The sequence below is a fragment of the Streptomyces sp. NPDC038135 genome, assembly GCF_055601245.1.
This window is the reverse complement of the sequence record NZ_JBVJXS010000005.1, coordinates 72,320-99,317: the sequence shown is the minus strand read 5'-3', so window position 1 is coordinate 99,317 and position 26,998 is coordinate 72,320. Positions and strand designations below refer to the sequence as shown.

At 73.1% G+C, this 26,998-nt stretch carries 23 protein-coding genes; 12 read left to right on the top strand and 11 right to left on the bottom strand.

What is annotated here, in order from left to right:
- Positions 1-11: 11 nt before the first annotated feature.
- Positions 12-854: a patatin-like phospholipase family protein gene (locus tag ACZ7JA_RS15340; RefSeq protein ID WP_393429342.1), complete on the bottom strand. Its 843-nt coding sequence runs from the start codon at positions 852-854 to the stop codon at positions 12-14.
- A 194-nt stretch (positions 855-1,048) separates the two neighbouring features.
- On the opposite strand from ACZ7JA_RS15340, the gene ACZ7JA_RS15335 reads away from it, so the two are divergent.
- Complete coding sequence (locus tag ACZ7JA_RS15335) at positions 1,049-2,392, top strand: diacylglycerol/lipid kinase family protein (RefSeq protein WP_450745434.1); 1,344 nt, start codon at positions 1,049-1,051, stop codon at positions 2,390-2,392.
- Between the two features lie 213 nt (positions 2,393-2,605).
- Here ACZ7JA_RS15335 and ACZ7JA_RS15330 read toward each other — a convergent pair whose 3' ends face one another.
- On the bottom strand, positions 2,606-3,658 hold the full coding sequence (locus tag ACZ7JA_RS15330; protein WP_470808656.1) for a polyphosphate kinase 2 family protein: 1,053 nt from the start codon (positions 3,656-3,658) through the stop codon (positions 2,606-2,608).
- A gap of 127 nt (positions 3,659-3,785) precedes the next feature.
- Here ACZ7JA_RS15330 and ACZ7JA_RS15325 point away from each other — a divergent pair, with 127 nt between their 5' ends.
- The gene (locus ACZ7JA_RS15325; RefSeq protein ID WP_351665589.1) at positions 3,786-4,895 is read left to right on the top strand and encodes a winged helix DNA-binding domain-containing protein; all 1,110 of its coding nucleotides are present in this window, start codon (positions 3,786-3,788) and stop codon (positions 4,893-4,895) included.
- 160 nt (positions 4,896-5,055) lie between these two features.
- Here ACZ7JA_RS15325 and ACZ7JA_RS15320 read toward each other — a convergent pair whose 3' ends face one another.
- The 3 genes from ACZ7JA_RS15320 to ACZ7JA_RS15310 form a co-directional block, all read right to left on the bottom strand.
- Positions 5,056-5,847, bottom strand: a complete 792-nt coding sequence (locus tag ACZ7JA_RS15320) for a S1 family peptidase (RefSeq protein WP_351665587.1) — start codon at positions 5,845-5,847, stop codon at positions 5,056-5,058.
- A gap of 240 nt (positions 5,848-6,087) precedes the next feature.
- A complete protein-coding gene (locus ACZ7JA_RS15315; RefSeq protein WP_351665585.1) occupies positions 6,088-8,913 on the bottom strand; it encodes a helix-turn-helix transcriptional regulator in 2,826 nt (941 codons plus the stop codon).
- Between the two features lie 168 nt (positions 8,914-9,081).
- Positions 9,082-9,918 carry a helix-turn-helix transcriptional regulator gene (locus tag ACZ7JA_RS15310; RefSeq protein WP_450745439.1) on the bottom strand — a complete coding sequence of 279 codons (837 nt, stop codon included), beginning with the start codon at positions 9,916-9,918 and terminating at the stop codon, positions 9,082-9,084.
- Between the two features lie 126 nt (positions 9,919-10,044).
- On the opposite strand from ACZ7JA_RS15310, the gene ACZ7JA_RS15305 reads away from it, so the two are divergent.
- Both ACZ7JA_RS15305 and ACZ7JA_RS15300 read left to right on the top strand, forming a co-directional pair.
- Positions 10,045-11,718, top strand: coding sequence for an AMP-binding protein (locus ACZ7JA_RS15305; RefSeq protein WP_470808652.1), 1,674 nt, complete (start codon positions 10,045-10,047; stop codon positions 11,716-11,718).
- On the top strand, positions 11,715-13,325 hold the full coding sequence (locus ACZ7JA_RS15300) for an AMP-binding protein (protein ID WP_470808650.1): 1,611 nt from the start codon (positions 11,715-11,717) through the stop codon (positions 13,323-13,325). Before ACZ7JA_RS15305 ends, ACZ7JA_RS15300 begins: the two co-directional genes overlap by 4 nt.
- On the opposite strand, the gene ACZ7JA_RS15295 is transcribed toward ACZ7JA_RS15300, so the two are convergent.
- Positions 13,313-14,011 carry a hypothetical protein gene (locus tag ACZ7JA_RS15295; RefSeq protein ID WP_351665577.1) on the bottom strand — a complete coding sequence of 233 codons (699 nt, stop codon included), beginning with the start codon at positions 14,009-14,011 and terminating at the stop codon, positions 13,313-13,315. The two genes, ACZ7JA_RS15300 and ACZ7JA_RS15295, sit on opposite strands and share 13 nt — an antisense overlap.
- A gap of 279 nt (positions 14,012-14,290) precedes the next feature.
- On the opposite strand from ACZ7JA_RS15295, the gene gcl reads away from it, so the two are divergent.
- Positions 14,291-16,078, top strand: a complete 1,788-nt coding sequence (gene gcl, locus ACZ7JA_RS15290; protein WP_389448175.1) for a glyoxylate carboligase — start codon at positions 14,291-14,293, stop codon at positions 16,076-16,078.
- A gap of 75 nt (positions 16,079-16,153) precedes the next feature.
- Here gcl and ACZ7JA_RS15285 read toward each other — a convergent pair whose 3' ends face one another.
- The 5 genes from ACZ7JA_RS15285 to ACZ7JA_RS15265 form a co-directional block, all read right to left on the bottom strand.
- Entirely contained in the window at positions 16,154-16,873 is a 720-nt protein-coding gene (locus ACZ7JA_RS15285; RefSeq protein WP_393429316.1) for a TIGR04222 domain-containing membrane protein, read from the bottom strand.
- A gap of 159 nt (positions 16,874-17,032) precedes the next feature.
- Positions 17,033-17,266 (bottom strand): hypothetical protein, encoded by a 234-nt coding sequence (locus ACZ7JA_RS15280; RefSeq protein ID WP_351665572.1) that lies wholly within the window; start codon positions 17,264-17,266, stop codon positions 17,033-17,035.
- A 402-nt stretch (positions 17,267-17,668) separates the two neighbouring features.
- Positions 17,669-19,126 (bottom strand): catalase, encoded by a 1,458-nt coding sequence (locus tag ACZ7JA_RS15275; RefSeq protein WP_351665571.1) that lies wholly within the window; start codon positions 19,124-19,126, stop codon positions 17,669-17,671.
- A 185-nt stretch (positions 19,127-19,311) separates the two neighbouring features.
- Positions 19,312-20,208, bottom strand: a complete 897-nt coding sequence (locus ACZ7JA_RS15270; RefSeq protein WP_470808646.1) for a 2-hydroxy-3-oxopropionate reductase — start codon at positions 20,206-20,208, stop codon at positions 19,312-19,314.
- A gap of 25 nt (positions 20,209-20,233) precedes the next feature.
- Positions 20,234-21,055 carry a TIM barrel protein gene (locus ACZ7JA_RS15265; RefSeq protein ID WP_470808643.1) on the bottom strand — a complete coding sequence of 274 codons (822 nt, stop codon included), beginning with the start codon at positions 21,053-21,055 and terminating at the stop codon, positions 20,234-20,236.
- A 154-nt stretch (positions 21,056-21,209) separates the two neighbouring features.
- Here ACZ7JA_RS15265 and ACZ7JA_RS15260 point away from each other — a divergent pair, with 154 nt between their 5' ends.
- From ACZ7JA_RS15260 to ACZ7JA_RS15230, 7 genes are all read left to right on the top strand, one after another.
- Positions 21,210-21,461 carry a YkoF family thiamine-binding protein gene (locus ACZ7JA_RS15260; protein ID WP_351665565.1) on the top strand — a complete coding sequence of 84 codons (252 nt, stop codon included), beginning with the start codon at positions 21,210-21,212 and terminating at the stop codon, positions 21,459-21,461.
- Positions 21,458-21,826, top strand: a complete 369-nt coding sequence (locus ACZ7JA_RS15255) for a helix-turn-helix domain-containing protein (protein WP_351665563.1) — start codon at positions 21,458-21,460, stop codon at positions 21,824-21,826. The genes ACZ7JA_RS15260 and ACZ7JA_RS15255 overlap by 4 nt, the downstream gene beginning before the upstream one ends.
- A 118-nt stretch (positions 21,827-21,944) precedes the next feature.
- Positions 21,945-22,457 (top strand): 2-oxo-4-hydroxy-4-carboxy-5-ureidoimidazoline decarboxylase, encoded by a 513-nt coding sequence (gene uraD, locus ACZ7JA_RS15250; RefSeq protein WP_351665561.1) that lies wholly within the window; start codon positions 21,945-21,947, stop codon positions 22,455-22,457.
- Positions 22,458-22,461: 4 nt separating this feature from the next.
- The gene (gene uraH, locus ACZ7JA_RS15245) at positions 22,462-22,857 is read left to right on the top strand and encodes a hydroxyisourate hydrolase (protein WP_351665559.1); all 396 of its coding nucleotides are present in this window, start codon (positions 22,462-22,464) and stop codon (positions 22,855-22,857) included.
- Between the two features lie 3 nt (positions 22,858-22,860).
- Positions 22,861-23,784 (top strand): factor-independent urate hydroxylase, encoded by a 924-nt coding sequence (pucL, locus tag ACZ7JA_RS15240; protein ID WP_470808639.1) that lies wholly within the window; start codon positions 22,861-22,863, stop codon positions 23,782-23,784.
- A gap of 119 nt (positions 23,785-23,903) precedes the next feature.
- Entirely contained in the window at positions 23,904-25,283 is a 1,380-nt protein-coding gene (locus ACZ7JA_RS15235) for an 8-oxoguanine deaminase (RefSeq protein ID WP_470808637.1), read from the top strand.
- A gap of 256 nt (positions 25,284-25,539) precedes the next feature.
- On the top strand, positions 25,540-26,937 hold the full coding sequence (locus ACZ7JA_RS15230; protein WP_470808635.1) for a nucleobase:cation symporter-2 family protein: 1,398 nt from the start codon (positions 25,540-25,542) through the stop codon (positions 26,935-26,937).
- The last annotated feature ends 61 nt before the right edge of the window (positions 26,938-26,998 follow it).

Sequence of the window (26,998 nt, the reverse complement as noted above, 5' to 3'; positions counted from 1 at the left end):
ACGCGTCGGCCTCAGCCGTGATGCCAGGGCAGCCTGAGCGCCCGCCCCTGCGCCCGGCCCGCCTCGGCGGCCGGGCCGCGGGTGCCCGGGTCCAGCGGGTTGTCGCCGATCGCCGCCAGCGCCGCCTCGTCGGGCGCCACGACCACCACTTCCACGCCCCGGGCGCGCAGCTCCCGCACCGATTCCTCCACCGGCTGCTCGCTGGGGAACGGCTCCGTCATGCCCATCGGCACGAGCACCACCACCCGGTCCGGGTCGCCCACCAGGTCCAGGTTGGCCATCGAGCGCACCCCGCCGTCGACGTAACGCCGTCCGTCGATGCCGACCGGCGGCCACACACCCGGCACGGCGCAGCTCGCCGCCACCGCGTCGACCAGCGGCACCCCGGAGTCCTTGTCGAAGACCCGCGGCTCCCCGCTCTCGGCGTCCACCGCGACGATCCGCAGCGCGCGCTCCGGCCAGCCGTGCGAGGGCAGCCGCGACTCGATCACCGCCCGCCGCCGCGGCTCCGGCACGGTGGGCGCCGCCAGTGCCGCGCGGCCGACGGCCCGGCGCAGCTCCGGCACGGAGGCGGTGGCGGACGTCGCCGCGCCGATCTCGGCGGCGAACCCCTCCAGGTCCATCACGGCCATGATCTCGGCGGACTGCAGCGCCGGATCCACCTGCCGCGCGTACAGCTCCGCCAGCCCCAACCCGCTGCCCAGCTGCGCCGAGACGGTGGAACCGGCGGACGTCCCGAGCAGCAGATCCGCCCCGGTGACGTCCTGCCCCGCGTCGGCGAGCCCCGTCAGCAGCCCGGTGATCCAGGCGATCCCGCCCACACCGCCGCCGCCCAGCACCAAAGCGTCGGACATCCCTGCTCCTCGGTTGTCGGTTCCTGATGGTTCCCGCTTCTTGATCCAACGGAATGACACCACATCAGATGAAGGCGAACGTCCGGATGTGGCCACCGGCCCGGGGGAGGTGGCGGTCGGACGCCGCAGGGCGCGGACATGCCGTCCGCCGCGCCCGCTCGTAGCCTGGGACGACGGGAACGGGAGGTTGCCGCATGAACAGGCGCTGGACCGCGCGTCTGGCCCTGGTGGCGGGCGCGGCGGCGGTGGCGGTGCTCCTGGCCTTCGCCGGGCCGGGCAGCGTCGTCCTGCTGCTCGTGGGGCTGGCCGGGACGCTGCTCACGGCGGCCGGTGTGTGGTGGCTGCTGAGCCGTTCCGGATGGGTCAGGCGACTGGCCGTGCTGCTGGTGGTCGCGGCGCCGCTAGCCGTCCTCGCCCTGTACGCGGCCTCCGGGCTGCTGTGGGTGGTGCTGCTCTCGCTCGGCCTGTGGGCGCTGGCCGTCTCCGCGGGCCGGGCGGCACTCGCCGGCGACGACGCGCCCGCCATGCCGGAGCTCGCGGCCGGCCGGGCCCGGCGCCCCTTCCTGATCATGAACCCGCGCTCCGGCGGCGGCAAGGTCGGCGAGTTCCACCTCGCCGAGCGGGCCAGGGCCCTCGGCGCGGACGTCGCGGTACTGGACCCGGCCGCGCCCCAGGACGTGGCCGAGCTGGCGCGGCAGGCCGTGCGGCGCGGCGCCGATCTGCTCGGCGTCGCCGGGGGCGACGGCACCCAGGCCCTGGTCGCCGGCGTGGCCGCGGAACACGACCTCCCGTTCGTGGTGATCAGCGCAGGCACCCGCAACCACTTCGCCATGGACCTGGGACTGGACCGGCAGGACCCCGCCGGCTGTCTGGAGGCGCTGACCGACGGCGTCGAACTCCGCGTCGACCTCGGCCGTATCAGCGGCGGACGGGGGGCCGCGGACGGCGGCGCCGAGCGCGTCTTCGTCAACAACGCCTCGTTCGGCGTGTACGCGGCCGTCGTGCAGAGCCCCGCCTACCGCGAGGACAAGGCGCGCACCACCCTGGAGATGCTGCCGGACCTGCTGACCGGGCACACCGGCCCGCGGCTCGTCGTCCGCGCCGGTGACCGGAGACTGAGGGGACCTCAGGCCGTCCTGGTGAGCAACAACCCCTACCACGGCGACGACCCGGCCGGACTCGGCCACCGCGACCGGCTGGACACCGGCCGGCTGGGCGTGCTGGCCGTCGAGGTGAGGAGCACGTCGGAGGCGACCGAGCTGCTGCTGCTCGGCGGGCGCAGCCACGGACTGACCGCCTTCGCGGCCCGCGAGGTCGTGGTGGATGCGGACGCCCCCACCGTCCCGGTCGGCGTCGACGGCGAGGCCCTGACGCTGCCCACGCCGGTACGCTGCCGCATCGAGCCCGGCGCCCTGCGCGTCCGGGTGCCGCGCGACCGCCCCGGGGCGCCCCGCGTGGCACCGGCCATGAACTGGCGCGAGGTCCGCCGCCTCGCCCTGACCATGGGCCGCACCGCCGCCGGCCGAGACCCCGCCTGACCCGGCGGACCTCGGTGGATCACCCGGCCGGCGTCCCGGGCTGTACGAGCGTCGGGACGACCGCCCCGGTCCGTCGTGCTCAGCCGCGAGGCCCGGCCACGACACCGCCTGACCCGGCGGACCCGGGTGGGACGCCAGGGCCGGCGGATGTGCGGCGAGGCGACTGTCGGCCGGCGAGGCGACTGCCGGGCCGGCGAAGTGATGGTCGGGTCGTCAGCCGCGCCGTGGCCGCTTCCCGCCTCGCCGGGACTTGCCGTGTTCGCCGTCCTCGGTGCGTCCGGCGCCGTCCGATGACGGCTCCTCACCGGACCCGCGCCCCTCGGCCGTCCCCGCGTGCCGCGCCGCGTACGGGTCGGCCGGGGCGCCGGGCGGGGCCTCCCGCTCCAGCTCGCGCCGGGCGGCCAGCAGGTCCCTGCGTGCCTCCTCTCTCACCTCGGGGTACTGGGGGTCGATGCCGATCAGGGTGTGCGCGAGGACGGCCGACGTGCAGATCCGCGCGAACCACTTGCGGTCCGCCGGCACCACGTACCAGGGGGCCCAGGGAGTGCTGGTGGCCGAGAGCATCGCGGAGAAGGCCCCCTGGTACTCGTCCCAGTGACGCCGTTCGCGCACGTCGGCCGCGGAGAACTTCCAGTTCTTCTCCGGCAGGTCGATCCGCTTCAGGAACCGGGCGCGCTGCTCCTCCTTGGAGATGTTCAGGAAGACCTTGACCACCTTGAACCCGCTGTCGGTCAGATGGCGCTCCCACTCGTTGATCTCGCGGTAGCGCCGCTCCCAGACGTCGGGACCGCGCGCCTCCGCGGGCAGCTTCTGCCGGACGAGGTTCTCCGGGTGCACCCGTACGACCAGGACCTCCTCGTAGTGGGAGCGGTTGAAGATGGCGATCTCGCCCCGCCCGGGGAGCCGCCGCGCGTAGCGCCACAGGTAGTCGTGGTCGAGCTCCTCCTCCGAGGGCACCTTGAAGCTGCTGACGTGTACGCCCTGGGGGTTGACGCCGCTCATCACGTGCCGGATCGTGCCGTCCTTGCCCCCGGCGTCGAGCGCCTGCAGGCACAGCAGGACGCCGTAGGTGTCCTGGGCGGCCAGCCGCTGCTGGTACTCGGCCAGCAGGGTCACCCCGGTGCGCAGCAGCTCCTGGGCGTCGCGTTTGCGCAGGCCCGCCCGGTAGCCGGGATCGAAGTCCCGGCCGACGTCCACCCGCGTGCCCGGCGCCACCCGGAGCGGCTCGATGAATTCGGCGATGCGTGCGGCCGGCTCGTCGGACACCACCGGCTCCTCTCCCCGGATCGGGCGCCCCCGCTCATTCTCGGCTCGGCGGCGCGAGATCGCCCCTCGGATCCGGCCCGCCGGTCGAGGACAGAAGGTGTCCGCAAGGCCGGTTAGCGTCTCCTCCATGACGAAGAGCAGCACGGCCACGGCCCCGCTCCTGGACACCCGCGCCCTCAACCGCGCCACCCTGGACCGGCAGCTCCTGCTGCGCCGCTCCCCGCTGTCCGCCGAGGACGCCGTACGGCACCTCCTGGGCCTGCAGGCGCAGAACACCGAGCCGCCGTACTACGCGCTCGCCGCCCGGCTGGAGGGGTTCGCGCCGGAGCGGCTGTCCCGGCTCATGGCGGACCGCGCGGCCGTCCGCATCGTCACCCTGCGCTCCACCATCCACACCCACACCGCCGACGACTGCCTCACCCTGCGGCCCCTGGTCCAGGCCGCCCGGGAGCGGGAGCTGACGCAGTTCCGCGCCGGGCTGGCCGGAGTCGACCTCGGCCGGCTGGCCGCCCTCGCCCGCGACCTGGTGGAGGCGGAGCCGCGGACCATGGCCCAGCTCCGCGCGGCGCTGAGCGCCGAGTGGCCGGACGCGGACCCCGCGTCCCTCGCCGTCGCCGCCCGCTGCACCCTGCCCCTGGTCCAGGTGACCCCGCGCGGACTGTGGGGCCGGGCCGGCCGGGTCGCCCTCACCACCGCCGAGCACTGGCTGGGCCGACCCGCCGAACCGCCCCCGGCGGCCGAGACCGTGATCCCGCGTTACCTCGCCGCCTTCGGTCCCGCCTCCGTCAAGGACATGCAGACCTGGTCCGGACTCACCCGGCTGAGGGACGCCTTCGAGCGGCTGCGCCCGCGGCTGGTCACCTTCCGCGACCCCGCCGGAGCCGAACTGTTCGACCTGCCCGACGCGCCCCGCCCCGACCCGGACACCCCGGCCCCGCCCCGCTTCCTGCCCGAGTACGACAACCTCCTGCTGTCCCACGCCGACCGCGCCCGCGTCGTGCCCCCCGAGCACCGGGGCCGTGCGCGGCGCGGCAACCAGGCCTACCGCACCCTCCTGGTCGACGGCTTCCTGGCCGGGCTGTGGAGACTCGACGGCACCACGCTCGTCGTCGAGCCGTTCGGGAAGCTGACGAAGCGCCGGCAGGAGGAGGTCGCCGAGGAGGGGGCCCGCATGCTGGCCGCGCTGCACCCCGGGAAGCCCCACGACATCCGGTTCGGCGCCGTCGCACCGCGCTGATCCCCTCGCCGGTCCGGCCGCGGCCGGACCGGGCAGGCGCGACGGCTCGTGGAGAGGCGGGGGAGGCGGGGGAGTTGGAGAGGGGGCGCTGCGGGCCGCTCGTGGTGGCCCGCAACGCCCCCCGGCATCTACCCGAGAGGTGCTCGGGTGGTCCTCGGGGCTATGAGCCGACCTGCGCGGTCACGAGGTCCGAGAAGGTGGTCAGCCGGGTGTACACACCCGGGTAACCGGCCTCCGCGCAACCCTCGCCCCAGGAAGTGATCCCTGCCAGGACGCCCCCGATCAACAGGGGACCGCCGCTGTCGCCCTGGCAGGTGTCTACGCCGCCGGACGTGTATCCGGCGCAAACCATGTCGGACTGGACGTAGTCCGAACCGTAGGAGCTCCTGCAGCCGGCGTCCGACACGACCGGAACGGTCGCGGTCCGCAGCTGGTTGGAGGAGCTTCCGCTCTCCGAGGTGGTGCCCCAGCCGAGGATGCGGGCCGTGGTGCCGGCCGCGTACACGCTGGTCTGGGAGGAGGAGACGTACGGCGCCTTCGTGTAAGGCATCGACGTCGCCAGGGTCAGCACGGCCACGTCGTCGCCGTTGGTGGCGTCGGTGTAGTCCGGGTCGATCCAGATCTTGCTGACCTTGCTGACCGTGCCGTTGGTGCCGTTCAGATAGGTCCGGCCGCCGACCACGCGGACGCTGCCGGTCGTCTCGCCGACCATGCAGTGCGCCGCCGTCACCACCTTCTTGGCGGCCACCAGGGTGCCGCCGCAGAACTGGCTGCCGGACGCGTCCGTGATCTGCATGACGAACGGGTACGCCGTCGTCGTGGTGGTCGTGCCTCCGACGATGGGCTGAGGAGCGTCGGCCGCGGCCGGGGAGGCGATGAGCGCGGTGGCCGCGGCGGCGGCCGTCGCCACGAGCGCGGCGGTGGTCTTTCTGGCACGTCTGAGGCCGGTCATGCGTCTCCTCGGGTTTGCCGGTGGGGGGTTCGCACGGGCGTGGGGGGTGGTGCACATGGGTGGGGGAACCCCCTGCTCGTGAGGAACCGAGCGGCTGGGGGAGAGACCGACCCCTTGTGCCCGGGCGAGCGGCACGCCCTTTACGCTAGGACCCGGGTCCCTCGGCTCCCAATGAGGGAACCCCCTAGGCGGTTGGGTGAGGGAAAACCCTCGGTCCGGCTCAGTTAACTAGCGCCTCGCTCACCGCGCTCGGCGAGCCGCCGCCAATCGGACGATGTCGACGCGCGAGCGGATGCCCAGCTTCCGGTACACCCGGGTCAGCGTGGCCTCGACCGTCTTCACACTGACGAACAGCCGTGACGCGATCTCCCGGTTGGTGGCGCCCTCCATGACGAGCGCGGCGACCTGACGCTCCATCGAGGCCAGACCGTCCAGCGCGTCCAGCGGGTCCCGGGCGGGCGGCGCGGGCTCCGGCTGCGGGGCGCGCAGCGCCTCGTCCACCTGGCGCAGCCACGGCAGCGCACGGCAGCGCCGGAACAGCCGCACGGCCTCGTCGTAGGCCGCCCTCCGCCGGGCCGGGTTCTCCGCCCGCCGCGCGCGCAGCCGGGCCAGCGCGAACGCCGCCCGGGCCTCGTCCAGGCCGTTGCCGAGCTTGCCGAGCCGGTCCTGAGCGGACGTCAGCTGGGCGATGGCGGTCTCGTGGTCACCGCGGGCGGCCCGGGCCAGCGCCTCCGCCCGGTCCAGCACGGCGACGACGCTCTCCCGGCCCAGCCGGACGGCGTGCTCCCGGGCCCCGTCGATGACCTGCTGCGCCTGGCCGTGCTCCCCCACGAGCACCAGGGCCTCCGCCAGGTCGCCGTGCCAGCGGCCGCGCGCCGGATCGGTGATGCCGAGCCCCAGCTCCAGCTCCCGCACCCGGCCCAGCGACTCCACGGCGGCCCGCGGCTCCCCGGCGACGAACTGGGCGTAGCCGAGGGCCGCGAGGGCGCGGGAGAGGTACATCTGGTCGCCGTCCTCCTCGGCGTGCCCGACCGCCTCGCGGGCCAGCTCCAGCGCCCGCTCGGTGTCGCCGCCGGACGCCTCGGCGAGCGAGGCGAGCATCGCGGACGCGCTCTCGCCGATGCCCGCGTCCCGGGCCAGCCGCAGACTCTCCCGGGACAGGTCGAGGGCCCGTCCGCAGTGGCCGGCGCGCAGCTCGGTCTCGGCGCACATGCGCAGGTAGTGCACCTCGCTCTCGACCATGCCGCGCCGCCGCACCTCGCGCAGCAGCGCGGTGATGGTGGCCCGGGCCTCGGTGAGCTGGTCGCTCATCAGCAGCCAGCGGTAGCGGGCGTAGCCGACGCCGTTGTGGTGGCAGGCGACGTACGGGTCCTGCGGCTCCTCCAGGGCCCGCGCGGTGGTGGCGGCGGCGTCCGGATGGCCCATCAGGGTCTCGGTCGACGCCTGGAAGGCGCGCGCCATCAGCTCGGTGCGCCGGTCGCCGGCCCGCGCGGCCAGCTCGGCGGCGTGCGCGGCCTCCTGGCGGGCCTCGGTGAAGTCGCCCTCGACGACCAGGGCGCGCCAGGCGAGCTGGTAGCGGACCAGGGCGAGCAGCCTGGGTTCGTCGCCGGCGTCGGCCAGCGCCTGCGGGAAGACGGCGTCCACGTCGCCGAGCGCCTGCCCGGCCGACTCGATGACCACCATCCACGCGCGCACCCGTTCGGCGGGCAGCACGGCCCGGGACAGCACCTCGCGCGCGATGTCCCGGGCCAGGTCGGCCTCGCCGGCCGTGATGGCGTCCTCGGCGGCCCGCAGCCGCCGCTCGTCCGGGCCGGGCTCGCCGGCCGCCGGGGTGTGCCGGGCGGCGAGCAGCCCGAGCGAGGCGGCCACCGACGGCGCCCCGCGGTCCCGTGCCAGCGCGGCGGCCTCGGCGAGCCGGTCGGCCACGTCCGGGTCGGTGCCGGTGGTGGCCAGGGCCAGGTGCCGGGCCCGTTCGATCGGGTCGAAGGCCGCGGTCGACAGGGCCGCGTGCACCGCGCGCCGCTCCTGCGCGGGCGCCTCCGCGTAGAGCGCCGCGGAGATCAGCGGATGCGCGAACCGCACGGCCGGGTCGTCGGTCTCGGTGACCAGCAGCCCGAGTTCGGCCGCCTGGGCGCACTCGGCCTCGGCGTGCTCCCGGCCGGCCGCGTGCAGCAGGGCGAGGGTGGGGCGGGCGCCGGCGCTGGCCAGCAGCAGGGTGCGGCGGGCCTCCACCGACAGCAGGTCGAGGCGGCTGAGCACCAGGGCGCGCAGCGAGGTGGGCACCGGCAGCGGCTCGCCCGGCCGGGGCGGGGCCGGGTTCTCGGCCAGGACGCGGCCCAGCTCCAGGGCGAACAGCGGGTTGCCGCCGCTGGTGCGGTGCACCTCCCGGACGGTGGAGCGGGGCAGGCCGTCGTAGCCGCGGTGGTTCAGCAGCGTGGTCAGCTCGGTGCGGGAGAGCGGGCCCAGCCGTACCGAGAGGGTGCCCGGCGGGCAGGCGCGCAGATGGCGGTCGTAGGCCTCGTCCTCGGTGCGCACCGCGCACAGCATCTGCACGGGGGTGTCGCCGAGCCGGCGGGCGGCGAAGCCGAGCAGTTCGGCGCTGGCCGGATCCAGCCACTGCAGGTCGTCGGCGACGATCAGGACGGGACCCTGCTCGGCGAGCGCCCGGAGCGCGGAGAGCACCGCGAGGCGCAGGGCGAGGCCGTCGCGCTGGAGGCTGGACTCGCCGCGGCCGGTGAGCGCCGATTCCAGGGCCGTGAGCTGTGCGGCGGGCAACCGCGGGGCGACCTCCTCCAGGGCCAGGCCGAGGAGGTCGGCGAGGGCCAGGAACGGAAGATGGGATTCTGACTCGGTCGCCGAGCAGCGCAGGACCCGGCGCGCGGTGGCGCCGTATTCCTCGGCCAATGCCCGCAGGACCGTCGATTTACCTATTCCGGCCGGGCCGTGGAGCAGCACGCTGCCACCGGAGTCGAGTTGGTCCCGGGCGCTCGCGAACAGCTCTTCGCGGCCGATGACCAGGTCGGGGCGGCATCGAACCGACTCCTGGAAGTCCCGTCGCACGGTCACCGCTCCCCTCCTGTGTCGTGTCCGGGCCAAATTCTAGGCAACGATCCTTGAAATTCGGACGGAAGCCGTGGTGAGGGAAATAACAAACGGTCAAGCGCAGGAAAAAATTCGCGGCATGGTCACAACAATGGGCAGGTTTCCTTACGAGCGTCACCGACCGGACGGTCCCTATGGCAGGAGTCCCGCCCGGCGTGCCGCGGTCACCGCCTCCCCCCGGGTGTGCGAGCCCAGTTTCCGCATGGCCGAGCGCAGATATCCCTTCACCGTCTCCGGACGCAGACCCAGCCGCTCGGCGACGGCCGCGTTCGTCGCGCCCGCCGCCACCCAGGACAGCACGTCCAGCTCCCGCGGCGCCAGGCTCGCGCCGCCGGCCGGGCGGGGCGAGGCCAGCAGTCCGCACGCCGCCAGCAGCTCGGCGCGCAGCTCCGGGTCGGCGATCCGCGGCGCCAGCGCGCGCAGCGCGGCATGCGCCTCGCGCACCTGTTCCTGGCCGGTTTCCGCTCCCCGGCACGCCCCGGCGGGCTCCGTCCGGGCCGCCGCGAGCAGCCCCCGCGCCTCCTCCCGCACCACCAGCGACTGCTCCACGTCCCGCGCCGCCGCCATCGCCGCGCCCAGCGTGCGGTCGCCGAGCGGCTGGGCCGAGCGCAGCGCGCCGTAAAGCACCCCGCGCACCCGGCGCCGCACCACGACCGGCACCGCGAGCACCGAGTGGATGCCCTCGGCGGCCACCGGCACGTCGTACTCGTGACTGATCTGGCGGGAACCGGCGTAGTCGGTCACCGCGCACGGACGGGCCAGCGCCACCGCCCTGCCGCCCAGTCCGTTCCCCGAGGTCACGGCGAGGGACCTGAGGGCGGCGGTGTGGGTGCCGCTCAGTTCGCTGATCCTGATCTGCGGCCGGCCGGCCTCGACCAGCCCGCCGAAGGCGACCGGGAGCCCCGTGGCGTGCCGCAGCCGGGCCAGCGCACCGCGTATCTCCGTCGTCGCCACGGCCTCTGCTGCCACCTCATCGCTCCTTCGGCGCGGCTCACCGTGGACCACACCCCCGTTCGGGGGTAGTGAGACCTGCATCACGGATTAGACGATGCCAGAGAGCCGCCCGGCAATGGTCCGGATTCTAGGAGGACACCGATGACGACGGCGACCGAGGTCTTCAGGACCGCGCGGGACTTCCTGCTGGAGCACCGCGAGGACTACACCCGCGCCTACGAGGGCTTCGTCTGGCCGCGGCCCGAGCACTTCAACTGGGCGCTGGACTGGTTCGACGTGATCGCCGAGGGCAACGACCGGACCGCGCTGCACATCATCGAGGAGGACGGCACCGAGACCAGGCTGTCCTTCGCCGAGATGGCCGAGCGCTCCAACCGCGTCGCCGCCCATCTGCGCGCGCGGGGCGTCGCCGCCGAGGACCGCATCCTCGTGATGCTGGGCAACCAGGCCGAGCTGTGGGAGACCGCGCTCGCCGCCATGAAGCTGCGCGCGGTGGTCATCCCGGCCACCCCGCTGCTCGGCCCCGCCGACCTGCGCGACCGGGTGGAGCGCGGCCGGGTGAAGCACGTGCTGGTGCGGGCCGAGGACACCGCGAAGTTCGACGACGTGCCCGGCGCCTACACCCGGATCGCCGTCGGCGGGCTGCCGCGTGAGGGCTGGGAGCCGTACGAGGACGCGTACGCCGCCGCCCCCGACTTCGTCCCCGACGGCCCCACCCTGGCCGACGACCCGCTGATGCTGTACTTCACCTCCGGCACGACCGCCCGCCCCAAGCTGGTCGAGCACACCCACACCTCGTACCCCATCGGGCACCTGGCCACCATGTACTGGATCGGCCTGAAGCCCGGCGACGTGCACCTCAACATCTCCTCGCCCGGCTGGGCCAAGCACGCCTGGTCCAACCTGTTCGCGCCGTGGAACGCGGAGGCGACGGTCTTCATCCACAACTACACGCGCTTCGACCCCGCCCGCCTGATGGCCGAGATGGACCGGCACGCGGTCACCACCTTCTGCGCGCCGCCGACCGTCTGGCGGATGCTCATCCAGGCCGACCTGTCCCAGCTCGCCACCCCGCCGCGCGAGGTGGTCGCGGCGGGCGAGCCGCTCAACCCGGAGGTCATCGAGCAGGTCCGGCGGGCCTGGGGCATCACGATCCGGGACGGCTTCGGGCAGACCGAGACGGCCGTGCAGGTCTCCAACAGCCCCGGGCAGCGGCTGAAGACCGGCTCCATGGGCCGGCCCAGCCCGGGCTACCGGGTGGAACTGCTCGACCCGGTCTCCGGCGCCCCCGGCGCCACCGAGGGCGAGATCGCCCTGGACCTGTCCGAGCGCCCCGTCGGCCTGATGACCGGCTACCACGGCGACCCCGACCGCACGGCGGAGGCGATGGCGGGCGGCTACTACCGCACCGGCGACGTCGCCTCCCGCGACGAGGACGGGTACCTGACCTACATCGGCCGCAGCGACGACGTCTTCAAGGCCTCGGACTACAAGATCAGCCCGTTCGAGCTGGAGAGCGCGCTGCTGGAGCACGAGGCCGTCGCCGAGGCCGCCGTCGTGCCCGCCCCCGACGAACTGCGGCTCGCCGTGCCCAAGGCCTACGTCGTCCTCGCCGAGGGCTGGCAGCCGGGACCCGACACGGCCAAGGTGCTCTTCGAGCACTCCCGCCAGGTGCTGGCCCCCTACAAGCGCCTGCGCAGGCTGGAGTTCGCCGCGCTGCCCAAGACCGTCTCCGGCAAGATCCGCCGCATCGAGCTGCGCGAGGCCACGGCCGCCGGCTCCGACCACGAGTACCGCGAGGAGGACTTCCGGTGACCTCGGAACTGTCGTACACCCACGGAACCGGCCCCACCGCCCTGCTCGGCGACACCATCGGGGCCAACCTCGACCGCGCCGTGGCCGCCTGGCCCGAGCGCGAGGCCCTGGTCGACGTGCCGTCCGGCCGGCGCTGGACCTACGCCGAATTCGCCGCGGACGTGGACCGTTTGGCGTGCGCGCTGCTCGCGAGCGGTGTCGCCAAGGGCGACCGGGTCGGCATCTGGGCGGTCAACTGCGCCGAGTGGGTGCTGGTGCAGTACGCCACCGCGCGGGTCGGCGCCGTGATGGTCAACATCAACCCGGCCTACCGTACGCACGAGGTCGAGTACGTCCTCAACCAGGCGGGGATCTCCCTGCTGTTCGCCACCGTCCGGCACCGGACCAGCGACTACCGGGCGATGGTGGAGGAGGTCCGGGTCCGCTGCCCGCGGCTGACGGAGACGGTCTACATCGGCGATCCGGGCTGGGAGGCGTTCGCCCGGCGCGGGTCCGCCGTCGGGACGGAGGAACTGCGGGCGCGCGAGGCCGAGTTGTCCTGCGACGATCCCATCAACATTCAGTACACCTCGGGCACCACGGGCTTCCCGAAGGGCGCCACGCTCTCCCACCACAACATCCTGAACAACGGCTACTTCGTGGGCGAGCTGGTCGCCTACACCGAGCAGGACCGCGTCTGCATCCCGGTCCCCTTCTACCACTGCTTCGGCATGGTCATGGGGAACCTGGCCGTCACCTCGCACGGCGCCTGCATGGTCGTCCCGGCGCCGTCCTTCGACCCGGAGGCGACGCTGGAGGCCGTCCAGCGGGAGCGCTGCACCTCGCTGTACGGCGTCCCGACCATGTTCATCGCGGAGCTGAACCTGCCCGGCTTCGCCGAGTACGACCTCTCCTCCCTTCGCACCGGCATCATGGCGGGCTCGCCCTGCCCGGTGGAGGTGATGAAGCGGGTGGTCGCCGAGATGCACATGGCGGAGGTCTCCATCTGCTACGGAATGACCGAGACCTCCCCGGTCTCCCTGCAGACCCGCATCGAGGACGACCTGGAGCACCGCACCGGAACCGTCGGCCGGGTCCTGCCGCACCTGGAGGTCAAGGTCGTCGACCCGGTCTCCGGGGTGACGCAGCCGCGCGGCACGGCGGGGGAGTTGTGCACCCGCGGCTACAGCGTGATGCTCGGCTACTGGGACGAGCCGGAGAAGACCGCCGAGGCCGTCGACCCGGGCCGCTGGATGCACACCGGCGACCTGGCGGTGATGCGTGAGGACGGGTACGTCGAGATCGTCGGCCGCATCAAGGACATGATCATCCGCGGCGGCGAGAACATCTACCCGCGCGAGATCGAGGAGTTCCTCTACGCCCATCCCGGAATCCGGGACGTCCAGGTCGTCGGCGTGCCGCACGAGAAGTACGGGGAGGAGGTCCTGGCCTGCGTCATCCCCATGGATCCCGCCGACCCACTCACCCTGGAGGACCTGCGCGTCTTCTGCCGCGACCGGCTCGCCCACTACAAGATCCCCAGCAGGCTGCAGATCCTGGAGGCCTTTCCGATGACGGTCTCGGGCAAGGTGCGCAAGGTGGAGCTGCGGCAGACCTACGGCGCCTGACGGCGGGGAGTCCGGAGGTCCGGGCCGGCGCCCGGCCCGGCGAGCAGCCGGCCGGGGCCGTTCACCGGCGTGGCGGTCCCGCCGTGGCCCAGGGTGAACAGGGGGACGGCGAGCGCGTCGGCCCGTACCCGGGCCGCGTCGGTGTAGCCCGAGACGGAGAAGCAGACGCAGTGGGCGGACTCCGTCATGGCCGTCAGCCAGAGGCACTCCACGTCCCGGGGCGACGCCGGGCGCGCCGCCGGATCGACCAGCACGACGAGGCCGGGCGCGGCCAGGCCGATGCCGGAGGGCGGGCGCTGGTCGGCGCGCCGGATGTCCCGGTGGCCGAGCCGGCGCAGACACAGCACGGCGGCGGTGACGGCGTCCAGCGCGGAGGCGACGGCCGCGGACCGCGCCGCAGGACGGTGGCCGGGGCCCGGTGACGGGGCCCCGGCCACCGGTATGCGCAGCACCGTGCCGCACGGGCAGCCCAGTTCGGGGTGCGGCCACTGGTTGCGGCGGCCGCAGGCCGTGCAGCGCACGGTGACCCAGTCCTCGTCCCAGGCGCGGTGGGCGAGCACGGCCGGTTCGGCGGCCGGGTCCAGCCGCGGGGCGCCCGGGGCGCCGCAGGCGCAGGGGTACGGGGGCGCGGTGTAGACGTGCTCGCGCCGGCAGGCCGGACAGTGCAGCGGAACGCTCTCGGGCATGGCCCATCCATCTTCAGGCGTCGCGTCGGGGCAGCCTCCCCATCGTCCTCCATCCAGGCCCGCCTGTCCGGCGCTTGGCGCCTCTGCCCCGCCCGGCTCCCGGCGTGCCCCGGGCTCCCTTGACGGCGATCGGCACCCCCCTTACATTGCTTCCAGATAGTAGAAGTTTACTTCCGCGATACGGAAATCGTACGGGAAGCGATCCGATGACTCCGGAGGCCGTGCTCACCGCGGGGCGCGACGGGAGTACGCATCCGACAGCCGAAGCAGGAGTACCCGATGGCCCGAATGACCGCTGCCCGCGCGGCAGTCGAAATCCTCAAGCTCGAGGGCGTCCGCGACGCCTTCGGTGTGCCCGGCGCGGCGATCAACCCCTTCTACAAGGCGCTGAAGGAGGGCGGCGGCATCCACCACACGCTCGCCCGCCACGTCGAGGGCGCCTCCCACATGGCCGAGGGCTACACCCGAGCCCGCCCCGGCAACATCGGCGTCTGCATCGGCACTTCGGGGCCCGCCGGCACCGACATGATCACCGGCCTGTACTCGGCGATCGGCGACTCCGTCCCGATCCTGTGCATCACGGGCCAGGCGCCCACCGCCGTCATGCACAAGGAGGACTTCCAGGCCGTCGACATCGCCTCCATCGCCCGGCCGGTGACGAAGATGGCGGTCACCGTCATGGAGGCCGCGCAGGTCCCCGGCGTCTTCCAGCAGGCCTTCCACCTGATGCGGTCGGGACGTCCCGGCCCGGTCCTGATCGACCTGCCGATCGACGTGCAGCAGACGGAGATCGAGTTCGACCCGGAGACGTACGCGCCGCTGCCCGTCCACAGGCCCGTCGCCACCCGCGCCCAGATCGACAAGGCGCTGTCGTTCCTGCTCGCCGCCGAGCGCCCGGTCATCGTCGCCGGCGGCGGTGTCATCGGCGCCGACGCCTGCGACCTGCTGACCGAGTTCGCCGAACTGACCGGCACCCCGGTCATCCCGACCCTGATGGGCTGGGGCGCGCTGCCCGACGACCACGAGCTGAACGCCGGCATGGTCGGCGTCCAGACCTCGCACCGCTACGGCAACGCCACCTTCCTGGAGTCGGACTTCGTCCTCGGCATCGGCAACCGCTGGGCCAACCGCCACACCGGCTACAAGCTCGACACCTACCGCCGGGGCCGCACGTTCGTCCACGTCGACATCGAACCCACCCAGATCGGCCGGATCTTCCCGCCGGACTACGGCGTCGTCTCCGACGCGCGGGCCGCGCTGGAGCTGTTCGTCGAGGCCGCCAAGGAGCTGAAGGCCGAGGGCCGGCTGCCCGACCGCGCCGCGTGGGCCGCCTCCACCCAGGAGCGCAAGGCCACCCTGCTGCGCCGTACGCACTTCGACGACGTGCCGATGAAGCCGCAGCGCGTGTACGAGGAGATGAACCGGGCGTTCGGACCGGAGACCCGGTACGTCACCACCATCGGCCTCTCCCAGATCGCCGGCGCGCAGATGCTGCACGTCTACAAGCCGCGCCACTGGATCAACTGCGGTCAGGCCGGACCGCTCGGCTGGACCGTCCCGGCCGCGATCGGCGTCGCCAAGGCCGACCCCGACTCCCCGGTCGTGGCGCTCTCCGGCGACTACGACTTCCAGTTCCTGATCGAGGAGCTGGCCGTCGCCGCCCAGCACCGCATCCCCTACGTGCACGTCCTGGTGAACAACGCCTACCTGGGCCTGATCCGGCAGGCGCAGCTCGGTCTCGACATCGACTTCCAGGTCAACCTGGAGTTCGAGAACGTCAACGCGCCGGAACTCGGCGTCTACGGCGTCGACCACGTCAAGGTCGCCGAGGGCCTGGGCTGCAAGGCCATCCGGGTCACCGAGCCCGACCAGCTCGGCCCCGCCTTCGAGCAGGCCCGGAAGCTGGCCGCCGAGTACCGGGTGCCGGTCGTCGTCGAGGCGATCCTGGAGCGGGTCACCAACATCTCGATGAGCCGGACCATGGACATCAGCGACATCACCGAGTTCGAGGACCTCGCCACCGAGCCCGGTCACGCGCCGACGGCGATCAGTCCGCTGAAGGTCTGAGCCGCGAACGCGCGAGGGGCGGCCCGTCCGGGAAGGACGGGCCGCCCCTTCGGCGTGCGGCGGCGGCGTCCGCGCTCAGTCGAAGCCGCCGCCCCCGCAGCCGCCGCCGAAGTCGTGGCCGCCGTGGTGGTGGCCGCCGTGGGCCCCGCCACCGGACCCGCCGTGGGAACCGCCGTCGTCCGTGTCCCGGGCGCCGTCGTCCCCGTGGTGGGCGAGGGCGCGGACGCCGCCGCCCCGGCCGAACGGGAACAGGCCCTCGTCAGCGAGGGCGCCGCGGCCGGTGAGCCCGCTGTCGCGGGCGAAGCGCGGCAGCAGCGCGGTCAGCCCGCGCTCGCCGTGCAGCGCGACCGCGAGCAGCACGTCCTCCTCCGCCAGGCCCCCGGTACCGGCCGGGCCCTCGGGCAGCGGATGGCGCTCGCGCAGCCCCGCCAGGAGCCGGCGGGCGGCGCGGGTGCGGCCCGGCGGCAGCGCTCGCAGCAGCCCGGCCGCCAGGAGCTCCGCCCGCATCCTGGCGAGCGCCCGCCGGACCACGGCCCTGCCGGGGAGCTCGCGCGGCCCGGCGGGCCGGTAGAGCCCGGTACGGACCGCCTTCTCCAGGGGATGGCGGAAGGCGGCGGCGTCCCCCGGCCCGGTCCTGCGCAGGGTTCCCGGCCTGCCCGCGTCGACCGTGCCGCGCAGGTGCAGGGCGACCACGGCGACGGTCACGGCGGCCCGGTCGCCGCCCCGCAGCAGGGCGACCGCGCACGGGTCCGGTGTCGTCGCAGGGTCCGCCGGCCGCGGCGTCGTACGGTCCATGAGGCACCCCCGTACGGGGCCCGCCGCCCCCGTGCCGGCGGGCCCCGCATGACGGTGATGTTCCCGCCCGCGACGGCCGCTCAAGCCTGAACGCCCTTTCCCAGAGCTTGATTTGAGGTATGCGTAGGCCGGGTACGGCCACCGCCGTACCCGGCGTCGCTACACCTCGTGCTCCGTCAGGCCGGGCCAGTCCTCCGGCCCGCCGCCCTGCCACTCGACGAGGTCGCTCTCCTCGACCTCGATCCGGTCCAGGTCGGCCAGCCGCAGGATCTCCACCACGTCGTCCAGGTGGGAGGCGAGTCCCAGGGTCACGTCGCCCTCGGTGACCCGGCGGGAGCCGTCCAGGGCGGGGGCGTGGACCACGATGTGCGGATACTGCGTCGGATTTCCCATGGGTTCAGCGTCCTGCGGTCACGCCGGACGCGCACGCCGGGAGCCGGGACGGCGCGAGGAGCGCCCCCTGGGCAGGGGACGCTCCACGCGCCGTGTGGTGGCCGTCCGACGGCGCGAGGCTGGGCGCGACAGGACGTTCGCGCCGCCGGACGGCTGTATAAGGGGGGCCTCCGCGGAGGCCGTGACTGGAGGACCGCGGCGGCCGCGACGGAGCCGGGAGCCCTTCCCTCTGGTCGAGAAGGGGTCCCGCGTCCTTCACCACCGCACTGGCTCGCACACCGCCGCGGTCCTCGCTCTGCCCGCGTACCGGGAGGTCACCCCTCATCCGGACCGCCCGGCCGCGGGTCGTGTGCGTCCGGTCCCCGGCCTCCCCGCCGGGTCCCGGACGCCGCCTTGTGGGCCTCAGTCCTCGCGCAGCGCGCGGACCGCCTCCTCCACGCGCCGGCCGTAGTCGGGGTCGGCGGCGTGGAAGTGGGCCAGGTTCTTCTCGATCACGTCGTCCCGGGAGACCTGCGAGAGACCGCCGGCGATGTTCGCGACCAGGCGCTGCCGCTCGTCCTCGGACATCAGCCGGTACAGCTCGCCCGCCTGGAAGAAGTCGTCGTCCTTGGTGTGCGCCGGGGCCTCGTGGGTGCCGGTGTGACCGGAGACGGGCAGCGGGGCCGACAGCGGCCGGCCGGTCTCGGCCGGGCCGTCGTAGGAGTTCGGCTCGTAGTTCTTCGCGCGGCGGCCCTGGCCGTTGACCGCCATGAGGCCGTCGCGGCCGTAGTTGTGCGCGGTCGTCGCCCGGGGCGCGTTGACCGCGAGCAGCGTGTGGTTGACGCCCAGGCGGTAGCGCTGCGCGTCGGCGTAGGCGAACAGCCGGCCCTGGAGCATCTTGTCGGGCGACGGGCCGATGCCCGGCACGAAGTTGTTCGGGGAGAACGCGGCCTGCTCCACCTCGGCGAACACGTTGTCCGGGTTGCGGTCCAGCACCAGGCGGCCCACCCGGCGCAGCGGGTGGTCGGCGTGCGGCCACACCTTCGTCAGGTCGAACGGGTTGAAGCGGTAGTCGGCCGCCTCGGCCGCCGGCATGATCTGGACGTACAGGGTCCAGGACGGGTGCACGCCCCGCTCGATGGCCTGCAGCAGGTCCGTCTGGTGGGAGCTGGGGTCCTTGCCGGCGATCTCGGCGGCCTGCTCGCCGCTCAGCGAGCGGACGCCCTGGTTCGTCTTGAAGTGGTACTTGACGAAGAAGGCCTCGCCCTCGGCGTTCGTCCACTGGTAGGTGTGCGAGCCGTAGCCGTTCATGTGGCGGTACGACGCCGGGATGCCGCGGTCGCCCATCAGCCAGGTCACCTGGTGCGTGGCCTCGGGGGAGTGGGCCCAGAAGTCCCAGACGTTGTCGGGCTCCTGGCGGCCGGTGAACGGGTCCCGCTTCTGCGAGTGGATGAAGTCCGGGAACTTGACCGGGTCCTTGACGAAGAACACCGGGGTGTTGTTGCCGACGAGGTCGTAGTTGCCCTCGGCGGTGTAGAACTTCACGGCGAAGCCGCGCGGGTCGCGGACGGCGTCGGCGCCGCCGAGGGAGTCGGCGACCGTGGAGAAGCGGGCGAACACCTCGGTGCGCCGGCCGATCTCGCTCAGGAAGTCGGCGTGGGTGAAGCCGGTGACGTCGTCCGTCACCTCGAAGTGGCCGTAGGCGCCGGAGCCGCGGGCGTGCACCACCCGCTCCGGGATCCGCTCGCGGTTGAAGCGCGCGAGCTTCTCCAGGAGGTGCTGGTCCTGGAGCAGCAGCGGGCCGCCGACGCCGGCGGAGGCTGAGTTCTGGTTGTCGGCGACCGGGGCGCCGGACTCGGTCGTGAGGGCGCGCTTCGACATCGTGGACCTTCCGTGCGGGAGTCAGCGGAAACCTGTTTCCGCTTCGTGGAGCCTAGAAGTGGTGGAACGAGGCGTCAACAGTTTGTTGAAGCAGGTTGTTCGAGCAGGTTCCGGGCCGCGGCGCCGCCTGGGCGCGACAGGACAGGTGTCGGCGGCGCCGCGGCCCGGAAGTCGAGGGGGCGGGGTCAGACCTGGGCGCCGGAGAGGCGCTCCACGGCCCGCAGCAGGGCCGAGTGGTCCAGGCCGCCGTCGCCCTGGGCGCGCAGCGACGCGACCAGCTGGGCGACCACGGCGCCGACCGGCAGGGCGGCCCCGACGTTGCGGGCGGCGTCGGTGACGATGCCCATGTCCTTGTGGTGCAGGTCGATGCGGAAGCCCGGCTGGAAGTCGCGGTTCAGGAAGTTGTCCTTCTTGCGCGTCAGCACGGTGGAGCCCGCGAGGCCGCCGTTCAGGACGTCCAGCGCGGCCTTCAGGTCCACGCCCGACTTCTCCAGGAAGACCACCGCCTCGGCGCAGGCCTGGATGTTCACCGCCACGATGAGCTGGTTGGCGGCCTTCACGGTCTGCCCCGAGCCGTGCGGGCCGCACAGCACGATGGTCCTGCCCAGCGCCTCGAAGAGGGGCCTGGCGAGGTCGAAGTCGGCCTGCTCGCCGCCGACCATGATCGACAGCACCGCCTCGACCGCGCCGGCCTCGCCGCCGGAGACCGGGGCGTCGAGGACCCGGATGCCCTTGTCCGCCGCGGCCTTCGCGAGATCGACGGAGGTCTGCGGGGTGATCGAGGACATGTCGATCAGCAGGGCGCCGGACCTGGCGTTCTCCAGGATGCCGTCGGGGCCGTAGGCGATGGCCTCGACCTGCGGGGAGGCGGGCACCATCGTGATCACCACGTCGGCGTCGCGGACCGCCTCCGCGATCGAGCCGGCCGCGGAGCCGCCGGCGGCGGCCAGCCGGTCCAGCTTCTCCCGCTCCAGCGTGTAGCCGGTGACGTCGTAACCCGCCTTGAGCAGGTTCTCGGACATGGGGGAGCCCATGATGCCGAGGCCGATCCAGGCGATCTTGGGATTGGGAAGGTTGCTCATGAAGGGGTGCCTTTCGGTACGGGGGTCAGCGGGGCAGCCAGTCGAAGGCCTCGGCGCTCGGGCGGTCGCCCGGCTTGTACTCGAGGCCGACGTGGCCGTCGTAGCCCGCCTTCCTCAGCCGGTCGAGGAGGTCCTCGAGGGGCAGCGAGCCGGTGCCGGGCGCGCCGCGCCCCGGGTTGTCGGCGATCTGCACATGGCCGGTCCGCGCGGCGTACCGCTCGATCACCGCCGGCAGGTCCTCGCCGTTCATGGCCAGGTGGTAGAGGTCCATGAGGAACCTGGCGTTGCCGAGCCCGGTCGCCTCGTTGACCCGGTCGACGACCGTCACGGCGGCCGGCGCGGAGACCAGCGGGTACAGCGGCGACTCGGGCTTGTTCAGCGCCTCGATCAGCAGTACCGCGCCGATCCGGTCGGCCGCCCGGGCCGCGAGGACGAGGTTCTCCAGGGCGAGCGCGTCCTGCTCGGCCGGGTCCACGCCCTCGGCCCGGTTGCCGTACAGCGCGTTGAGCGCCGTGCAGCCCAGGGACGCGGCGAGATCGGCGGCCACGTCGATGTTGGCGCGGAACCGCTCCGACTCCGCGCCGGGCACCGAGAGGGCCCCGCGGTCCGGGCCCGGCAGCCGCCCGGCGTAGAAGTTCAGCCCCGTGAGCCGGACGCCCGCGTCCTCGACGGCCCGCCTCAGGGCGTCGACCTCGGCCTGCTCGGGGACGGGGGAGTCGACCCAGGGCCACCACAGCTCGACCGCCGAGAAGCCCGCCGCGGCGGCGGCCGCGGGGCGCTCCAGGAGCGGGAGTTCCGTGAAGAGGATCGACAGGTTGACGGTGAAGCGCTGGTCTGCGAATCCCACGGGGGCGGCGCTCCTTTCCTTCAATTCCATAATGTGGAAGTTTGTTTCTGCTCAACGGAAGAGTGCCGGTGAGTCTCGGAGCTTGTCAAGGGGGTCGGACGCCGGTCTCCGGCCGGACCTGCCCAGGAGCACCGGCCGCGGGTAGGTTGAGCGCGTGCGATTGAGAGTGGAGTTCACGACCGAGCCCTTCGACCTCGAGGAGGCGCCCGCGCACGCCGTCGCGGCCCGCGAGGTCATCGAGGCGGCCGAGCTGGACGCCGTGGACGTCGGCCCGTTCGGCAACACCGCCGAGGGCGGTGCGGACCGCGTGCTGACGGCCGTGGACGCGCTGCTGCGCAAGTCCCTCCAGGCCGGCGCGACCCGGATCTCGCTGCAGGTCAACGTGGTCGGGGAGGACGGGAAGTGACCGGCGCCGGGGACGAGTCCTTCATCGCGGCCGTGAAGCCGCTGGTCGACGCCATGGGCGGGGAGCTGCTTCCGCCCGACGAGGCCGGCCCCGACGACGTCGTGCTCTCCTGGGAGGGCGCCGACGTGGTCGCCGTGCGCCTGCCTCAGCTCGCCGACTCGCTGGACCACATCCTCGCCGCCATGGAGCGCCGCAAGGGGATGCCCCTGGCCGACCTGGACCGCAAGGCCAAGCAGGAGGTGGTGCGCGTGCTGGAGGCGCGGGGCGCCTTCTCCGTCCGGCATGGCGTCGAGACCGTGGCCGGCGCGCTGGGCGTCAGCCGCTTCACCGTCTACAACTACCTCAACCGCGAGAAGGAGGGCTGAGGGCGGCCCGGGATGTAACCCGGAATTTTCAACAAAGTGTTGACGCCGTGTTCCGGAGGGCGTTAGCTACTGGGCAGCCCGATCAGCTCGAAGGCCGAATCCGGCCACGGAGGCTCCCGTGACTACGACTTCCACGCCCCCGGGCCTGGCCCGGTTCAACGTCCTGGAGGAGCACGCGGCCCTCGCCGTCCTCCACGAGGCGTGCGCCTCCGCCGAGTGGGCCCGGCGGCTGCTGGCCGGCCGGCCGTACGCCACCGTGGCGGACCTGTACGCGGCCGGCGACGCCGCGACGGCCGGGCTGAGCGCCGCGGACCTGGCGGAGGCGATGGCCGGGCACCCCCCGATCGGCCGCCCCGCGCCGGGCGACCCGACCTCCGCGCGGGAACAGCGCGGCATGGCCGGAGCCGCCGCGGAACTCAAGGCCGAGATGCTCGAACTCAACCTGGCGTACCAGGAGAAGTTCGGCCATGTCTTCCTCATCTGCGCCACCGGCCGCAGCGCGGAGCAGATGCGCGACGCGGCCAGGGAACGGATCGGCAACCCGCCCGAGCGGGAGCGGGAGATCGTCCGCGCCGAGCTGGGGAAGATCAACCGCATCCGGCTGGCCCGACTCGTCGAAGAGGACGCCTGACACCATGAGCACCAGCACCACCGCCTCCGTGTCCACCCACATCCTGGACACCTCCGCCGGCCGCCCCGCCGAGGGCGTCGCCGTCCGCCTCGCCGCCCGCCCGGGCCGGGACGCGGACTGGCAGGCGCTCGGCGGCTCCGCGACCGACGCCGACGGCCGGTGCAAGGACCTGCCGGCGCTGCCGGAGGGCACCACCCACGTACGGCTCGACTTCGCCGTCGAGCCCTACTTCGAGAAGAAGCAAGCCGATGCGCAGCAGGACGCCCCCGCGAAACGGGACAGCGGCCCCGCGGTGTTCTTCCCCGAGGTGGCGATCACGTTCGCCGTCGTGCCGGGCGAGCACTACCACGTACCGCTGCTGCTCAACCCGTTCGGCTACTCCGTTTACCGAGGGAGCTAGCTCATGCCCACCATCCTGGGACAGAACCAGTACGGCAAGGCCGAGAACCGGGTCGTGAAGATCACGCGGGACGGCGCCACCCACCACATCAAGGACCTGAACGTCTCCGTCGCCCTGAGCGGCGACATGGAGGAGGTCCACTACTCCGGCTCCAACGCCAACGTCCTGCCGACCGACACCACCAAGAACACGGTGTACGCCTTCGCCAAGGAGCACGGCATCGAGTCGGCCGAGCGGTTCGGCATCCACCTCGCCCGCCACTTCGTCACCTCGCAGCCGGCCATCCACCGCGCCCGCATCCGCGTCGAGGAGTACGCCTGGGAGCGGATCGAGACCTCCGACGCCAACTCGAAGTTCATCGGCGCGGACGAGGTCAAGCACTCCTTCGTGCGCAAGGGCCAGGAGACCCGGCTGGCCCAGATCACCTACGACGGCTCGTCGTGGGAGGTCGTCTCGGGCCTGAAGGACCTGACGGTGATGAACTCGACCAACTCCGAGTTCTGGGGCTACGTCAAGGACAAGTACACCACCCTGAAGGAGGCGCACGACCGCATCCTGGCCACCTCGGTGTCCGGTCGCTGGCGCTTCAACTGGACCGACGACGAGCAGCGGATGCCGAACTGGGAGAAGTCCTACGAGCAGGTGCGCAGGCACATGCTCCAGGCCTTCGCCGAGACGTACTCCCTCTCGCTGCAGCAGACGCTCTACCAGATGGGCTCGCGCATCATCGAGAACCGCGCGGAGATAGACGAGGTCCGCTTCTCGCTGCCCAACAGCCACCACTTCCTCGTGGACCTCGAGCCCTTCGGCCTGAAGAACGACAACGAGGTCTACTTCGCCGCCGACCGGCCCTACGGCCTGATCGAGGCGACCGTCCTGCGCGACGGCTGCGAGCCGCGCATCCCGGTGGACCTCACCAACCTCTAGCCAGTTCACCCTCTCGGCACCCGTGACCGGGGAACCCATGTCCCCGGTCACGGCACTCAAATCCTCCAGGGTCCTGCCGTGCCCACCCATTTCAGTCCGCTGAGCGAAAAGGACGAATCATGGCAGCAGCCCAGCGCATCGTCATCGAGAACTGTTCGATCGCGACCGTCGACGCCGACGACACCGAGTACGCCGCCGGGTACCTGGTCATCGCCGGCAACCGCATCGAGGAGGTCGGCGCGGGCAAGGCCCCCGAGGGCCTGGAGAACGTCGTACGCCGTATCGACGCCACCGGGCACCTCGTCACGCCGGGCCTGGTCAACACCCACCACCACTTCTACCAGTGGATCACCCGGGGCCTGGCCACCGACCACAACCTCTTCAACTGGCTGGTCGCGCTGTACCCGACCTGGGCGCGCGTCGACGAGCCGATGGTCTACGCGGCGGCGCGGGGTTCGCTGGCGATGATGGCCCGGGGCGGCGTCACCACGGCCATGGACCACCACTACGTGTACCCGCGCGGCTCCGGCGACCTGTCCGGCGCGATCATCCGCGCCGCCCGGGAGACCGGCGTCCGCTTCACCCTCGCCCGCGGCTCCATGGACCGCAGCGAGAAGGACGGCGGGCTGCCCCCGGACTTCGCCGTCGAGACCCTCGAAGGCGCCCTCGCCGCCACCGAGGCGACCGTCAAGGAGCACCACGACTCCTCCTTCGACGCCATGGTCCAGGTCGCCGTCGCCCCCTGCTCCCCGTTCTCCGTCTCCACCGAACTCCTCAGGCAGGGCGCCGAACTGGCGCGCGGTCTCGGCGTACGGCTGCACACCCACGGCTCGGAGACCGTGGAGGAGGAGAAGTTCTGCCACGAGCTGTTCGGCATGGGCCCGACCGACTACTTCGAGTCCACCGGCTGGCTGGGCGAGGACGTGTGGATGGCGCACTGCGTCCACATGAACGACTCCGACATCGCCGCCTTCGCCCGCACCAGGACCGGTGTCGCCCACTGCCCCTCGTCCAACGCCCGGCTGGCCGCGGGCATCGCCCGGGTGCCGGACATGCTCGCCGCGGGCGTGCCGGTCGGCCTCGGCGTGGACGGCACCGCCTCCAACGAGTCCGGCGAACTCCACACCGAGCTGCGCAACGCGCTGCTGATCAACCGCCTCGGCGCGCACAAGGAGGCCGCGCTGAACGCCCGGCAGGCGCTGCGGCTCGGCACCCACGGCGGCGCCACGGTGCTCGGCCGCGCCGCCGAGACCGGCTCGCTGGAGTCGGGCAAGCTGGCCGACCTGGTGCTGTGGAAGCTGGACACCCTCGCCCACGCCTCCATCGCCGACCCGGTGACCGCCCTGGTCTTCGGCGCGGCGGCCCCGGTCACCGCCTCCTTCGTGAACGGCCGGCAGATCGTCGAGGACGGACGGCTGCTGACCGTCGACGAGGACGCCATCGCCCGCTCCACGCGGGACGAGGCCCGGCGCCTGGCGCGCATCGCCGCCCAGGGCTGAGCCGGCACCAGGACTCCGGCCGGGAGGGACGGCTCCCGGCCGGCAGCGGTGGACCCCAGCGGTCCACAGCGGCCGGATCCGGGGCGCACGTGAAGGCGCGCGCCCCGGAACGGTCTCCGTTCCGGGACCCCGAGGGGCCCCACCGGTTCCTCCCCCACGCTCGGCCTCGCCCGAGCGGGAGGTGCCTCCATGCTCGTGCACCACCTCCCTGAAACCGCGTCAGAGCCGACGTGTCCCACCGACCGGAGGAGCCGCAGTGTCCGCCCACCCCGTCGACGCCGACGAGCAGTCCGTCCACCCCGTGGACGAGAAACTCCCCGCCCTGAAGATGGCGACCAGCGGCCTGCAGCACGTGGCCGCCATGTACGCGGGGGTCGTCGCCCCGCCCCTGATCGTCGGCGCGGCCGTAGGCCTGTCCGGCGCCGAGCTCACCTTCCTCACCGGAGCGTGCCTGTTCACCGCCGGTCTCGCGACGTTCCTGCAGACCCTCGGGATATGGAAGATCGGCGCCCGGCTGCCCTTCGTCAACGGGGTCACCTTCGCCGGTGTCGCCCCCATGACGGCGATCGTCGCCTCCGCCGAGCACAAGTCCGACGCCCTGCCGATGATCTTCGGCGCCGTCATCGTCGCCGGCCTCCTCGGCTTCCTCGCGGCCCCCGTCTTCTGCAAGGCGGTCCGCTACTTCCCGCCGGTCGTCACCGGTACGGTCATCACCCTGATCGGCGTCTCCCTGCTGCCGGTCGCCTTCAACTGGGCGCAGGGGCCGAACCCGGCCGCCCACGACTACGGTTCGGCCACCAACCTCACCCTGGCCGGCGTCACCCTGCTGCTCGTGCTCCTGCTGCGCCGGTTCACCCGCGGCTTCGTCAAGCAGATCGCGGTCCTGCTCGGCCTGATCGCGGGCACCCTGATCGCCATACCGTTCGGCGTCACGGACTTCGCCCCGGTGACGAAGGCGGCCGTGGTGGGCTTCCCGACGCCGTTCCACTTCGGCGCCCCGCAGTTCCACATCGCCGCGATCCTGTCGATGTGCGTGGTGATGGTGGTGTCGATGACCGAGTCGACCGCGGACATGCTGGCCCTGGGCGAGATCGTCGAACGCCCGGCGGACGAGCGGACCATCGCGGCCGGCCTGCGCGCCGACACCCTCGGCTCGGCCCTCAGCCCGGTCTTCAACGGCTTCATGTGCAGCGCCTTCGCGCAGAACATCGGGCTGGTGGCCATGACGCGGATCCGCAGCCGCTTCGTGGTCGCCGTCGGCGGCGGCTTCCTGGTCCTGATGGGCCTGTGCCCGATGGCCGCCTCGCTCATCGCCGTCGTACCCCGCCCGGTGCTGGGCGGCGCGGGCGTGGTGCTGTTCGGCTCGGTCGCCGCCAGCGGCATCCAGACCCTGGTCCGGGCCGGCCTGGAGCGGGACAACAACGTCCTGATCGTGGCCGTGTCCCTCGCCGTCGGCATCATCCCGATCACGGTGCCGGAGTTCTACCACGCCTTCCCGGACACCGCGAAGATCGTCCTCGACTCCGGCATCTCCACCGGCTGCGTCACCGCGGTCCTCCTCAACCTGGTCTTCAACCACCTCGGCCGGGACCGGGACGCCTCCGACGTCACCCATCCGATGGAGTCGGGCGAGGAACTGGCTCCCGCCCACTGAGCGGACGCGGGCAGCAGGAGGCGCGGCGGGACACGATCCCGCCCCGCCTCCTCGCGGTGCG

Bases quoted from the DNA above. Each gene is read 5' to 3' on its own strand.
- ACZ7JA_RS15340 (WP_393429342.1), bottom strand. From the start codon at position 854: ATGTCCGACGCTTTGGTGCTGGGCGGCGGCGGTGTGGGCGGGATCGCC.
- ACZ7JA_RS15335 (WP_450745434.1), top strand. From the start codon at position 1,049: ATGAACAGGCGCTGGACCGCGCGTCTGGCCCTGGTGGCGGGCGCGGCG.
- ACZ7JA_RS15325 (WP_351665589.1), top strand. From the start codon at position 3,786: ATGACGAAGAGCAGCACGGCCACGGCCCCGCTCCTGGACACCCGCGCC.
- ACZ7JA_RS15320 (WP_351665587.1), bottom strand. From the start codon at position 5,847: ATGACCGGCCTCAGACGTGCCAGAAAGACCACCGCCGCGCTCGTGGCG.
- ACZ7JA_RS15305 (WP_470808652.1), top strand. From the start codon at position 10,045: ATGACGACGGCGACCGAGGTCTTCAGGACCGCGCGGGACTTCCTGCTG.
- ACZ7JA_RS15295 (WP_351665577.1), bottom strand. From the start codon at position 14,011: ATGCCCGAGAGCGTTCCGCTGCACTGTCCGGCCTGCCGGCGCGAGCAC.
- gcl (WP_389448175.1), top strand. From the start codon at position 14,291: ATGGCCCGAATGACCGCTGCCCGCGCGGCAGTCGAAATCCTCAAGCTC.
- ACZ7JA_RS15285 (WP_393429316.1), bottom strand. From the start codon at position 16,873: ATGGACCGTACGACGCCGCGGCCGGCGGACCCTGCGACGACACCGGAC.
- ACZ7JA_RS15280 (WP_351665572.1), bottom strand. From the start codon at position 17,266: ATGGGAAATCCGACGCAGTATCCGCACATCGTGGTCCACGCCCCCGCC.
- ACZ7JA_RS15275 (WP_351665571.1), bottom strand. From the start codon at position 19,126: ATGTCGAAGCGCGCCCTCACGACCGAGTCCGGCGCCCCGGTCGCCGAC.
- ACZ7JA_RS15270 (WP_470808646.1), bottom strand. From the start codon at position 20,208: ATGAGCAACCTTCCCAATCCCAAGATCGCCTGGATCGGCCTCGGCATC.
- uraH (WP_351665559.1), top strand. From the start codon at position 22,462: ATGAGCACCAGCACCACCGCCTCCGTGTCCACCCACATCCTGGACACC.
- pucL (WP_470808639.1), top strand. From the start codon at position 22,861: ATGCCCACCATCCTGGGACAGAACCAGTACGGCAAGGCCGAGAACCGG.
- ACZ7JA_RS15235 (WP_470808637.1), top strand. From the start codon at position 23,904: ATGGCAGCAGCCCAGCGCATCGTCATCGAGAACTGTTCGATCGCGACC.